Origin of the sequence: Limosilactobacillus vaginalis DSM 5837 = ATCC 49540 (genome assembly GCF_000159435.1) — a bacterium.
Classification (GTDB): Bacteria; Bacillota; Bacilli; order Lactobacillales; family Lactobacillaceae; genus Limosilactobacillus; species Limosilactobacillus vaginalis.
The window spans coordinates 83,195-95,656 of the sequence record NZ_GG693413.1 but is presented as its reverse complement, the minus strand read 5'-3'; the positions used below and the strand labels follow the sequence as shown (position 1 = coordinate 95,656).

Annotated in this window: 8 protein-coding genes, 1 tRNA gene and 1 other annotated feature; all 9 genes read right to left on the bottom strand. The window is 38.2% G+C overall.

What is annotated here, in order from left to right; translation table 11 throughout:
• Positions 1 to 33 precede the first annotated feature (33 nt).
• The 9 genes from HMPREF0549_RS03660 to recJ all read right to left on the bottom strand — a co-directional run bounded on the left by HMPREF0549_RS03660 (position 34) and on the right by recJ (position 12,401).
• The gene (locus HMPREF0549_RS03660; RefSeq protein WP_003716900.1) at positions 34 to 1,182 is read right to left on the bottom strand and encodes a restriction endonuclease subunit S; all 1,149 of its coding nucleotides are present in this window, start codon (positions 1,180 to 1,182) and stop codon (positions 34 to 36) included.
• Positions 1,175 to 2,788 (bottom strand): type I restriction-modification system subunit M, encoded by a 1,614-nt coding sequence (locus HMPREF0549_RS03655; protein ID WP_050754860.1) that lies wholly within the window; start codon positions 2,786 to 2,788, stop codon positions 1,175 to 1,177. The genes HMPREF0549_RS03660 and HMPREF0549_RS03655 overlap by 8 nt, the downstream gene beginning before the upstream one ends.
• 50 nt (positions 2,789 to 2,838) lie before the next feature.
• On the bottom strand, positions 2,839 to 5,952 hold the full coding sequence (locus tag HMPREF0549_RS03650) for a type I restriction endonuclease subunit R (RefSeq protein WP_003716898.1): 3,114 nt from the start codon (positions 5,950 to 5,952) through the stop codon (positions 2,839 to 2,841).
• A 119-nt stretch (positions 5,953 to 6,071) separates the two neighbouring features.
• Positions 6,072 to 6,896 (bottom strand): amino acid ABC transporter substrate-binding protein, encoded by an 825-nt coding sequence (locus tag HMPREF0549_RS03645; protein WP_235807373.1) that lies wholly within the window; start codon positions 6,894 to 6,896, stop codon positions 6,072 to 6,074.
• Positions 6,897 to 6,988: 92 nt separating this feature from the next.
• Positions 6,989 to 7,327, bottom strand: a binding site (T-box leader).
• Positions 7,328 to 7,381: 54 nt separating this feature from the next.
• Positions 7,382 to 8,518 (bottom strand): ArgE/DapE family deacylase, encoded by a 1,137-nt coding sequence (locus tag HMPREF0549_RS03640; RefSeq protein WP_003716896.1) that lies wholly within the window; start codon positions 8,516 to 8,518, stop codon positions 7,382 to 7,384.
• A 227-nt stretch (positions 8,519 to 8,745) separates the two neighbouring features.
• Positions 8,746 to 8,834: transfer RNA gene (locus HMPREF0549_RS03635), tRNA-Ser, on the bottom strand.
• Between the two features lie 69 nt (positions 8,835 to 8,903).
• The gene (locus tag HMPREF0549_RS03630) at positions 8,904 to 9,515 is read right to left on the bottom strand and encodes a DUF308 domain-containing protein (RefSeq protein ID WP_003716895.1); all 612 of its coding nucleotides are present in this window, start codon (positions 9,513 to 9,515) and stop codon (positions 8,904 to 8,906) included.
• Between the two features lie 24 nt (positions 9,516 to 9,539).
• On the bottom strand, positions 9,540 to 10,058 hold the full coding sequence (locus HMPREF0549_RS03625; RefSeq protein WP_003716894.1) for an adenine phosphoribosyltransferase: 519 nt from the start codon (positions 10,056 to 10,058) through the stop codon (positions 9,540 to 9,542).
• Between the two features lie 18 nt (positions 10,059 to 10,076).
• A complete protein-coding gene (gene recJ / locus HMPREF0549_RS03620; RefSeq protein WP_003716893.1) occupies positions 10,077 to 12,401 on the bottom strand; it encodes a single-stranded-DNA-specific exonuclease RecJ in 2,325 nt (774 codons plus the stop codon).
• Positions 12,402 to 12,462 lie beyond the last annotated feature (61 nt).

Here is a 12,462-nt window from a genome sequence, read left to right as displayed (position 1 = left end):
CAACACCAGTAAATTGTACTGATGCCGCTACTTTTAGATGAATAATTTTTGGAGGAGAAACTTTTTCAAGTTAGATAATATATTTGCTTTACGCTGATGAAGGGCAATGAGAGAGTTTAGTGTTGAAATGAAATCACCAATTTTATGTTGCTCCTCTAAATTTGGAAATTGAGTTTGTATATTCTTAAAATTCTTTAGTGATAACACATGTTGTCCTGTTCCTTCTGAAGCTAATGATAGTTCTTTTCTTAACCCATTATTTAATCTTATCAGTAAAAAATTTGAGTCAGCATTATATGGTTTAAATACTGGATAGAATCTACTAATAATTCCCCTATCGATACAGTCATTTCGATTAAATACATAGGTATCGTTATCACTTCTATTACGATATGCAAAATATCCTCTAGGTAAAATAAAATAACCTATATTTCCCGTTTTACTTACTCTACTACCTGAAAAATACTCATTTTGTAGAATTATTCCATGTTGTTGTGAAGATGTAAGAATAGGATATTGATTTTCAACAATAGTTTTTTCTGTATAGTCCTGTATTACTTCTCCTAACTTACACTTTTTCCAAGAACCAGAGAAATCACTAAAACGAACATTGGGAGTTAATCTATCCTTTTTGGAAACTAATAATTGCTGTAGCATCGCCTTTTTCAACTGTTTTAGTTGCCTCAGTTTTCGTTGTTGGAGAGAAAGTAGTTTTTCAAGTAAGTTAAGCAGATTTCCAATATTATTTTGCTCTTCGTAATTTGTAGAAAATACTAATATGTTCTGAATGTTTTTCTTAGATAAACTAGGCAATCCAGTCGATTCATCATACTTAAGCCAATTAACATTTTGAATTAAAGAATATACAAAGTTTAATCTTACTTGTTGTGTTGGAACTAAGAAAAACAGTGTATCAACAGTCCAAAAAGGAGCTTTTAATATATAAGGCTTATTTATTGTTCCTTTTCTTCCAAGTCCAATCGCATTAACATCTGATAATGATTTGTTGACCGATGTGATATACCCACCGGTTCCAAATACAGGAATATCCCCTTTATTCAAGGTTTTGTAGTCCTTACCTGATTTGACTGCAACTAACTTTCCCAACTTACGCTGCTCCCAATCATCAGTGAAGCCTTTAAAACGAACCTCAGGCACCATTCTTTTAGGCTTTTTATCCATTACGCTTTACCTCGTTTTCTAGCATTTTGATAAAATCGTTTAAATCGTTTTGGGTCTTCTCGTCTTTTGAAGTTAGCTCTTTCATCATTCCCAAAAGTTCACTTTGGGTCTTTTCAATCTCTTTTTGAGTTTCTTCCATCTCTTTAGTTAACTTACCAAGATCAACCGGTGGTTCTGGTTCAAAAGTATCAACATATCGCGGAATATTAAGGTTATAGTCATTTTCCTTAATTTCATCAATTGATGCTACATGGGCATACTTATCCACATCTTTACGTTCCTTATAGGTATTAATAATCTTATCAATATCCTCTTTACGCAGAGTATTCTGGTTTTTACCCTTTTCAAAGTCCTTGCTTGCATCAATAAACAAAACGTCCTTATTTTCTTTATTCTTCTTTAATACAAGCACAACGGTTGGAATACCTGTTGAATAAAATAGGTTGGCTGGTAATCCAATAATCGCATCAATTTGATTCTTCTCTAACAACGCCTGACGAATTTTAGCTTCTTTGGCACCACGGAATAATACCCCATGTGGAAGGACAATTGCCATTGTTCCATCTTGCTTCAAGTGATATAAACCGTGAAGTAAGAAGGCGTAATCTGCCTTTGTCTTTGGTGCCAATGCTCCATATTCTTTGAAACGCGGATCTTTTAACTTGTTGTCATTATTATCCCAGCGAGCTGAGTACGGAGGATTAGCAACAACCATGTCAAAACTTCTTGGATGATCTACACCATGTTCATCAACTCCATCAGGCCAATCCATTTCAAGAGTATCGGCGTTTCGTAAATCCATATTTTCATAGCGAACATCATGCATCATTAAATTCATTCGTGCCAAATTATACGTTGAAGTATTTAATTCCTGACCATGGTAATGAACCACCATATTTGATGGTAACTGTTCAGAAACGGTTAGCAATAACGATCCTGAACCACATGCAAAATCATATACACTTGGTCGAGTAATATTTTTATCCAAGTTTTCTGTAACTAATTTGGCTAATACTTCAGATACTTGGTGTGGGGTAAAGAATTCACCAGCTTTTTTCCCTGAATTACTTGCAAATTCAGCAATTAAATAAGTGTAAATATCTCCGAGAATGTCTTTCCCATTTTCATCCCTATATTCGATTTCATCAACCAAATCAATAATGTTAGTTAATGCCTTGGCCCTTGCCGCAGTATTATTACCTAATCGTGAATTGTTTAGATTCATATCATCAAAGACACCAGTGAAATCCATTTTTGAATTGGCATTCAGGTTTAGATTATGGTTAAAACTATCAAACATATCTTGATAATCAGATGCCGCAATCTTATTATCATGAACTTTATCAACAATTGTTGCCCAAGTATATTGAGGAGCAATCGCATACCCTAATGAACCAGCAATATCAGCTAAAGCATCATTAAGATCTTCTTCAGGAACCTGAGTTAAATAAGCATCATTAACACTTTGTCCCTCTTCTGGAAACACAACTTCATTTTTTACTAGATACTTTTCTTGATGCTCAGATAAATAACGGTAAAACATGAATCCAAGAATGTAGTCACGATATTCACTTGCATCCATATTTCCTCTTAACCGATTTGCCATTTCCCAAATTTTATTGGTTATTTTTTGTGCTTTACTCACTTTTACAACTCCTAGTAATCTTTCTTTAATTTATCTGCAAATTCCATCATATTTCTGCGTAAATGCGTCCGATATTTGAACCGGCTTAGTTTTTTAACTTCATCTGCTTCTGCATCCGTTTTATAAACTGCCTGTGCTTCCCGAACAATGCTATCTAGTTCTCCAGCAGAATTTAGGTCATCAGCACCAACAACATGATTTTCAATAATCTTATTTACAAGTTGGGCATCTTCAATATCAGCCAATCCCCATTTTTTCTTATAATCAAAGATCTCTGAACGCATGTTATTTTCATTGTTTTTATCAATCAAACTATGAATATGATTCTGCTTAACCGGATAGTTATATGACTTAACCTTATTCTTAAAAATGCTTTTAATAAATCGTTTAATCTTATCAGCATAAGAACGATCTTCTAATTGATCCGAAATCTCTTGAACTTGTTGAGCAGATTTCTTTGCTCCTTCAATGTCTTGATCATGATATTTATTAAGGACTTCAGCAATCAATTCTTCAAGGTAATCCCAATTGACCTTAACCTCTTTGACTCTTTCCATCTGTAGGTTAATCTGAGAAACATCGAGTAGTTTTCGATCAGCAACAATTTTATCCTTTAACTGGTTAGATAAAGTTGTTGTTAACATTTCTTCATCATCAATCGACATCCCTAATTCTTTCAGTAATTTCTCTGGTTTCTTTTCATCATAAAGATCATCTTGCTTGGCTAATGCCATCCAATGGTTATACTGCCGAAGATCTTGAAGCATCTGTCCACGTTCGTTCTCACTAGCCGGTATCTCCTTGAAGTCATCAGTAAAATTAGCAAGTCGATCTACTATCTGATGAAGTTTCTTCTTTACCTTTCCAAAACTAGGGGCAAGGATTCCCGAATCGTCATTAATATCATCAATTTTTAATTGAATGTTTGCTGATTGACGATTAGCATATTCTTCCAAAGCATCATCCATTAGTTTTTCCGTATGGACTGGCCAGCGATAATTAACAATTCGTCCATATGGCTTAGTCTGATTATCATAAACCCGATTAGTACGAGAATATGCTTGAATTAACGCAGAACCTCGTAATGTCCGGTCAACGTATAATGTATTTAGTTGTGGGGCATTAAAGCCGGTTAATAACTGATCGACAACAATTACAATATCAAAATACTTACCATCATCAATTGTTCCGTTTAACCGCGAAACTACTTGTTCTGTATATTCTTTAACGGAATTATCATCAAAACTAGTTCCAAACATTTGATTATAATCAGTAATTGCCTCTCTTAATGAATTGTTTGTATCTAATTGCCCATTGCTATTTGAGGTATCCCAACTAAAAGTAATTCCAACCCTAAGCGGATGAGCTGCATTTTTATTTTGACGTTTAAACTCACGATAATACATCATTGCCATTGGAGTCGATGGCCTTCCACCACCCACATGCGTGGTTAAAATAGCATTATATTTTCCATGAACTGACCGACGATCCCAGTGTTCAATAATGTCTTGAACGACTTTTTTAACGTGTTGCTGATTTTCATCATAAACACTCGGTTCAATCATGTCATCCATATCTTCATCATGTAAGTTATTAATTCTATCTTGAATATCTTCAGCAGACATTTTTGGATAACGATATTGGAAATATTTAGGTAAGTACTCGTCTTTCATAACTTGGTCAGTCAAAGTTGTCCTAAAGTCAACTTTAAAGCCAAGAACATTGCCATCTTTAATTGCATCTTGAATAGTGTAAATATGAATAACATCACCAAAAATCTCTTGAGTTGTTGGTCCATTACTCTTTCCATTCTTATCTGGAAATACTGGAGTACCTGTGTAACCAACCCACGCCGATTTTGGAAAAGCTTCCTTTATCCGCTTTAACATATCACCAGATGTTGAACGATGAGCCTCGTCAACAATAAAAACAATATTTTGATCAACTGGTTTAAAGTCTTTATTGCGCACCATTGCATCCATCTTTTGAGTCGATGTAACAATAATTCCCTTACCTTTTTTCCTTAACTTATGTGATAAAGCCCAGCGATTAGCAGTGTCTGTAACAACTCCGCCATTACTGTCCTCAGTATTTTCTGGATCGTACGCCTTGTATTCGTCTACTGTTTGATTTGTTAATGCTACTCGGTCAACCATAAAAACAACTTTATTGACGTTTGGTAATCGCGAAGCTAACCAAGCAGCCTTAAATGAACTAATTGTTTTCCCAGAACCAGTAGTATGCCAAACATAACCTATTCGTTGATCCTCGTATCCAAATTGATGATTACGAATTTTTTCAATCACTCTTTTAGTTGCATACATTTGATATGGACGCATAATTTTAATCATCTGATGATGTGGAGTACCATCCAAGATCATATAATTAGTTGCCATTTGATGTGCTATTGGAATTGATAGCATACTATTAGCAAATTCATAGGCATCCGAAACAATTTTATTATCATTAGCTCGTTGCCATTCGAAAGCAAAGTCAGTATTAAACTTGTCAGAAGTCGTATTAGCCATATAACGAGCGTCATGAGGTGTCATAGCAACTAAGATCTGTAAAGTAGAAAAAATATCCGTGTATTGTTCTTCATCTATATATTGATGCATCTGGTTTAATGCTTCTGACACGCGGTGACCATCTGCTTTTTCTTCAATTTGAATAATTGGCAATCCATTAATAAGTAGCGTTATGTCAAAACGTCTTTCTTTTCGTCCTGGAATAACTGCTGGCCTTTCAATCTGATTCACAATTTGGTAAACAGTATTCCCAGCCCCAATTTGATCTTGATCAAATATGGTTAAATAAACATGCTTTCCATCATCCCGATCTATTTCTACCTGTGAGATACCATTGATCCCATATAAAAATTGTCCAGCTTCATATGGTGTATTAAGTTTGCTAATAATGGACTTTACTTGATTAAATTCATTATCAGATAATGGTTGTTCTAATCGATCTTGGTTATTCCGTTCTAAAATCTGTTTGAAGTTATCCCAAAGTTGTGGAGTAGTTTTTATTTCAGGACGATACTCCCATTGTTTACTACCACCTAGATTAACTAAATGATTAATTAACTTATTTTCAAATTCTAATTCTTTATGTTCTACTGTCATACTAACTCCTATAATTCGTTACTTCTGAAAATAATTATATCAAGTTATGAATCTATATTTTCGTTTATTTTAAACGAAAATCGTTATCTAAAGTAACTAATTAAAGAAGAGACAGCTTACTAATTCCGAAACTCCTTCGTCGATCCCAAATAATTAGAATCAATTCCTAACCATTTTTCATTAATTCGTCGAAGGGTCCCGTCTTTTTGCAGGACGCCAAGAGCATAATTGATCTTCTTTACTAATGTTCGGTCCCCCTTGCGCATCCCGACGGCAACCCGATCTTGCGGAAAGACATTACTACCAATAAGCTTATATTGGTTAGTCTTAGCTAAATTCTTTGCATAGTAACCAGCGTAAATCGTTCCGGCAAGAACTCCTTGTGTCCGACCCGCTTTTAAATCCATGAAGGCAGAGTTGTTATCTTGGTAGATGATTGGCGACCCACTAATATACCTTTTTAGCAGCTGTGGGTACTTATTGAAGTCAGTAAAAGCTGTCGAGCCTTCTTGAAGACCAAGCTTTTTTCCTTGCATATCCTTGAAGCTATTAATTCCCGAGTTCTTTTTAACGACCAGTGACTGTCCAGAACGTTCGTAAACCCGGCTAAAGGCTTCCTTTTTCTGTCGTTCTGGGGTTGCGGTATAGCCATTCCAAATTACATCAATCGTTCCATTCTTTAATTCGGTTTCTTTCATTGACCAGTCGATCGATTGAAAATTAGCCTTTAACCCGAGCACTTTGCAGACTGCACGTGAAAGATCAACATCATAACCAACTAATTTCCCATTTTTCTGTCGAAAGTCCATTGGTACAAAGCTATCATCAACCCCGATATTAAGCTGACCTGATTTCTTAATCCGTGACCATTGATCAACGTGATTAGCACGGTAATTAGGATTAGCGGACTTTTTGCAGCCAGAAATTGGTAATAAAGCAATCATTATGGCTAATGTAATTAGTGCGCGAATAAATCGTTGTGTTCTCATGACTATTTCCCTCCTAAATAAAAAAAGCCCTCCAAAGCATCATTGCTTTAGAGGACGCGAATGCGCGGTTCCACCCCACTTTTCGATCACCTCACGATAACCGACTCACTAAGTTCGTTGATTAAACAAAAAACACCTTCGCTACCACATTAATGGTAACGAGGGCGTTGCCGCGGTCCCACCTCGTCATTACTGCTTCTTCACAAAAACAGCCTTACTAAGTTCAATCAATAAACTCTTGGCGATAACGGGCTCCCCGGTCATTCCTACTCATTTCAGAAATTCAACTAGCAGATGTGTTTCCTAGAGTCATTTGGTTAGCATTCCATCAATCGCTAACTCTCTAAACAAATTTTCCTAGTACTAATTCTGTTGATCGTTTTTAAATATTAATTATTACTATAGTCTGATTTCTTATAAAGTCAATAAAATTATTAAAATTAAATTAGAAATTTTTCAGCAATCTTTTGATAAATCATCGGTGCCTGTAGAAAATCATCAACTAAAAGGTGTTCATTAATCTGGTGAGATTGGCGATCATCCCCTGGCCCATACTCAACAAACGAAAACGGCCTTTCAGCTAACGAATACCGAGAAGCATCGGTTGCCCCGTGAGAAACAATCACTTTTGGCTTACTTCCCTTGGTAGCCGCAACCGCATCACTAACAAGATTGATGAACGGATCATGCGGATCAGTTACGACTGGCGCAAAGCTAGCAACTACTTTAAGGCGTAGCTGAGCACCCTGCTTATTCAGCTGATCAATAATCTTTTGCAATCGTGCTTGCGTCTCTTCATTATCACATTCAGGAACTGTCCGCACATTTCCCTTCAAGTAAGCATAATCCGGAATCGAATTTAACTGCTCACCACCGTGGAAGACAGTTACCGAGTGAATCACCTTACCAAGAACGGGACTCGGTTGAGCATCAGCAAAGGCAGTTCGTTCACCATCAATAAATCGTGCCAAGTTTGCTACCGCGTTAATGCCTAAATCAGGACGTGAACTGTGCGCCGTCTTACCAAATGATTCAATTTCATAATCAAACGAACCACAGTGAGCATACTCAAGCTGGTTTGAGCTTGCCTCACCCATGACCATGGCATCCAAATCATCAGCGTATCCTTTTTGCGTTAACAGCATCGATCCCTGACCACCAACTTCTTCATCAACCGAAAGGAGCAAACGAACTTTACCATGTTTGGGCAGTCCTGCTTCCTTCATTTGAATTAAGCTAATGACCATCGCTGTTAGACCGCCTTTCATGTCCACCGAGCCACGACCGTAAATATTACCATTGACGATTTCTCCTGAGAAAGGCGGGTATTTCCATTTTGCTGGATCACCGGTTGCTACCGTATCCATGTGACCTGCAAAAGCCAGCACTTTCCCCGGTTGATTACCGATCTCAGCTACTAAGCATGTCCGATTATCCGCAAACTTAACCAATTGACTATCAATATGATGTTGTGCAAGCACCTCTTTCAAATATTCGGCCAAAGGTTGTTCATTGCCATTAACGGTATTAAACTGAATTACCTTTTGTAATAAGGCAATTTTTGCTTGGTCATCCATCTTCCCACTCCTTTCTCATTAATTTTTAATATTAAACACTGTACTCTTAATTAATGGGTTTGTAAAGTGTGAGCAATTTTCTTTTTTACAAGGAATCCCAAAATAACGAGGTTAATCGTTATCTTAGATAAGATATCACCTTCTATTTCACACAAAAATTAAAAAGTGATGATTTGATGTACAAAAAAAGAGAACCCTTATGTATCAAGGGTTCTCTTTGCTGCTTAAGGAGAGTACAGGATTTGAACCTGCGCGCCCGCTCTACACGGGTTCGCCGGATTTCGAGTCCGGTGCATTACCACTCTGCCAACTCTCCATGATTGGTTATTCAGAATAAAACCGAACAACCAAATTGTATCAAAATTGTGTTCTACAGTAAAGATAATTATTGATTTGCAATATCATAGGTTGTCTTGCCATTTTTTGCCGTGTACATAGCTTGACTATCATCGGCAGGATTCATGATACTGAGTGAGTAGTCATCCCCGATTGCCTTATCAATATCCTTAGAGTTTTTCTTGAAAGAACTTGTTAACTTACTCCAGCCCATTTGTTCAGCCTGACTAGGGTCTTGAGCTAGCTGCTTAAGAGCATTAACAGTATCATCGTCTGTTGGCGTTACTTTGTAGGTCTTGGTCTTACTGTCAAAAGAAACATCGCCAAATTTGGAATATCCCTTTTGGAGTTGCCGTAAAATTGCCATTTCCTTATTTTCTTGAGAAGCTGAACCGGTCCCTGAACCGATATTAGCCTTATTAGAAAATGATGACATACTCCCACTATTGCTTGTAACCTGAGAAGATTGGGCTTCGGATGATGAATGCTGCTTACTCCGGTTAAATGCTGGAAGGTTAATTACACCGTATATTACAGCAGCCAAGCTAAGCACAACGATGATCGTTCCACCCTTCCATTCACGGTATTGTTGCCATGAATTAGCAAGGTAAAAGCCACCCAAGATTAACATTAAGCCACCAAAAACAATCAAGAAAATCATTAATAAATACCCCTATTTTTGATACTAAAATTCCATTAATGCTTTCATATCATAGTCTTTAATCTTTTCCCGACCATGGAGATCTTTCAATTCGATTAAGAAGGCACAACCAACGACGATTCCACCAAGTTCTTCAATCATTTTAATAGTTGCGGAAATGGTACCACCAGTAGCTAAGAGATCATCAACAACTAATACCCGTTGGCCTGGCTTAATTGAATCGGCTTCCATTTGAAGGGTTGCTTCTCCGTATTCTAGATCATAGGTTGCACTAATGGCTTTCCGGGGAAGCTTGCCCTTTTTTCGTGCTGGTGCGAACCCAACTTGTAATTCACGTGCAATTGGGCAACCAACGATAAAGCCCCGTGCTTCCGGACCAACAACCATGTCAACCTTTTTATCCTTGGCGTATTCACAAAGTTCGTCAGTTGCTTGCTTAAACGCTGCACCATTCGCCATTAATGGCAAAATATCCCGAAAAATTACACCCTTTTCAGGAAAATCTGGAACACTCGCAACGTACTTGTAGAGGTCTAAAGTCATAAGAAAAAATTGTCTCCTTTAATGTATGTTTAGACAGTTCAATACCCACTTTGCCAAAGCCTTGCTATCACTAAATAACAGCACTTGTTCTGCCTGATATTGAGCAACGCGCCGCTGGTATGGGTTTGTTTCTTTTATGTCAGTTTTGTTTACGTCACTGACAGGTTTTAAAATACCATCTTTTATTGTAACAAATCCGGCCGCAGAAAACACTCTTAACATAAAAATTAATCGTTCAGCATTAATTTTTAGTCGAGTACTCAACTGATTTAATTGCCGGTTTAAGTCAATTTGAGTTGTTCTCACTACTAGCCGATACAAACGGGCAAATTCGTCCCGAACGGGCATCCCGCTTAAATAAACGCTGTGGGGCTGGAAAAGCAGTAGCCGAATCATTGAGGGTGCCTGCTGATCGTTGCTAAATAACTTTTCAAATTCTTCGAGGGTTGATGGACAATCAACAATCGTTACTCGTTGAGCAGAAAAGTCAGTCTGAGCTGCTTCGTCAGGTGATAATGCACTCCCCTCTGGTAAATGTGGTTGAATATTATCGCGAAGCTTTTTATCAAATGCAACATAATATCCTGCCTCATTAAAGAGTTGTGGATTTAGCTTATTGGTTCGCTGATCAATGATTACTGGACTATCAATACTAATATCCTCCAACATCAGCTGAACCGTTCGTTTTCCCCGCCACTCATTAATTGAGATTTTTACTGCCAGCTTAATTTGGTTTGCCATTGCTGCTCTTAAAACTGCCGCAAGTTTTCCCTTACCAAACGCAATTACCGTTACCTGGGACTGCTGGTCGCCCACCATAAATTTCAGGTGTGAGTTATCTTTCCCCATAGTGACAATGCTATTAATTTGGTCCGGTTGTAATTCAAAGACTGGCTGTTCATTCCCCGGGCCAAATGGGGAAAGGCTTACGAGTTGATCATATAATTGCATACTTACCTCAGCAGGGCTAATTGAAGCGGCAATTTTCAATGGCTGCTTTTTTTGTCCATCGAAATGCTGATTTTCTGCCTCATGAAGCAAGACATTCCGTAATTTTTCACTATTCTCAGTCTCAAAGCTCAAACCACAAGCAGCCGGATGACCACCGAATGAAGTCATCAGATCCCGGTGACCATCCAAGGCAGCAAATAAGTTAAAACCATCTACGCTTCGACCAGAGCCCTTAGCAATTTTCTGGTCGTCATTCGTACTTGCTACAATGGTTGGTTTCCCTGTTTGGTCCATTAAACGACTAGCAACAATTCCTAAAACTCCTTGGTGCCAATCATGACCAACCACCAACAATACCGGCTGATCCTGAGGCAATCGATCAACCTGCTGCTGAGCCTCTCCCATGATCTCATTTACCAGTTCTTGTCGCTTGCTGTTTGCTTGTTCAACAGCCTTTGCCAATTTAGTTGCACGATCCTCATCAAGGGTTGTTAATAGTTCAACGCCCTCATTAGCATCAGCGATCCGCCCTAACGCGTTTAACCGCGGCGCAATTACAAAACCGATATCCTGGTCGGTCAAGGACTGTTCACTAATCCCTGCTTCTTTAACTAGCGCATGTAGTCCCGGACGCATCCCCTGACGAAGTTCTTGAATCCCCATCATAATTAATGGCCGATTCTCATCACTAACACTAACGACATCAGCAATTTCACCAATTGCAACTAGATCAAGCAATTCTTCTGGAAATTCATCCAGCAACGCCCACGCTACCTTAAACGCTACGCCAACCCCAGATAGATCGGCAAATGGATAATTACTTCCCGGATAACGCGGGTGCACAATCGCGTAAGCATCAGGCAAGTCTTCGGGCATCTCATGGTGGTCCGTTACAATAACGTCAATCCCCTGCTTAACTACCGGATCAATTACCGCCTTACCGCTTACCCCGTTATCAACGGTGATGATCAATTTGGTTCCCTGATCGATTATTTTCTGATATGCTTCTGCGTTTGGCCCATAACCGTCACGGAAACGGTTAGGAACATAATAATTAACGTTAGCACCAACATCCTGCAGGACTTCATACATTAGGGCAGTACTGGTAATCCCATCAGCATCATAATCACCGTAAACAGTTATTTGTTCCCCCGCTGCTACCGCTTCTTGAATCCGTTCAAGAGCCTTATCCATGTCATGAAGCTGGTGTGGATCATGAACTGCTTGCATTGATGGTTGAATAAAACTATGAGCCTCTTCTGGAGTAGTAATTCCCCGTTCTGCTAACAAGCGTGCAATTACAGGATTAATCCCTAATTCTTGACTTAGCTGCTCCACTATTTGCTTATCTGGCGCTGCTATTCGTTGCCAATCATACTTTGCTTCTACCATTCAAATCACCATTCGTTTTTAAAATCAAGAGAGGAGTGAGACTGACAATTTTTATCGTCCC

Bases quoted from the DNA above. Each gene is read 5' to 3' on its own strand.
- HMPREF0549_RS03625 (WP_003716894.1), bottom strand. From the start codon at position 10,058: ATGACTTTAGACCTCTACAAGTACGTTGCGAGTGTTCCAGATTTTCCT.
- HMPREF0549_RS03650 (WP_003716898.1), bottom strand. From the start codon at position 5,952: ATGACAGTAGAACATAAAGAATTAGAATTTGAAAATAAGTTAATTAAT.
- HMPREF0549_RS03630 (WP_003716895.1), bottom strand. From the start codon at position 9,515: ATGATTTTCTTGATTGTTTTTGGTGGCTTAATGTTAATCTTGGGTGGC.
- HMPREF0549_RS03655 (WP_050754860.1), bottom strand. From the start codon at position 2,788: ATGGCAAATCGGTTAAGAGGAAATATGGATGCAAGTGAATATCGTGAC.
- HMPREF0549_RS03660 (WP_003716900.1), bottom strand. From the start codon at position 1,182: ATGGATAAAAAGCCTAAAAGAATGGTGCCTGAGGTTCGTTTTAAAGGC.
- HMPREF0549_RS03645 (WP_235807373.1), bottom strand. From the start codon at position 6,896: ATGATTGCTTTATTACCAATTTCTGGCTGCAAAAAGTCCGCTAATCCT.
- HMPREF0549_RS03640 (WP_003716896.1), bottom strand. From the start codon at position 8,518: ATGGATGACCAAGCAAAAATTGCCTTATTACAAAAGGTAATTCAGTTT.
- recJ (WP_003716893.1), bottom strand. From the start codon at position 12,401: ATGGTAGAAGCAAAGTATGATTGGCAACGAATAGCAGCGCCAGATAAG.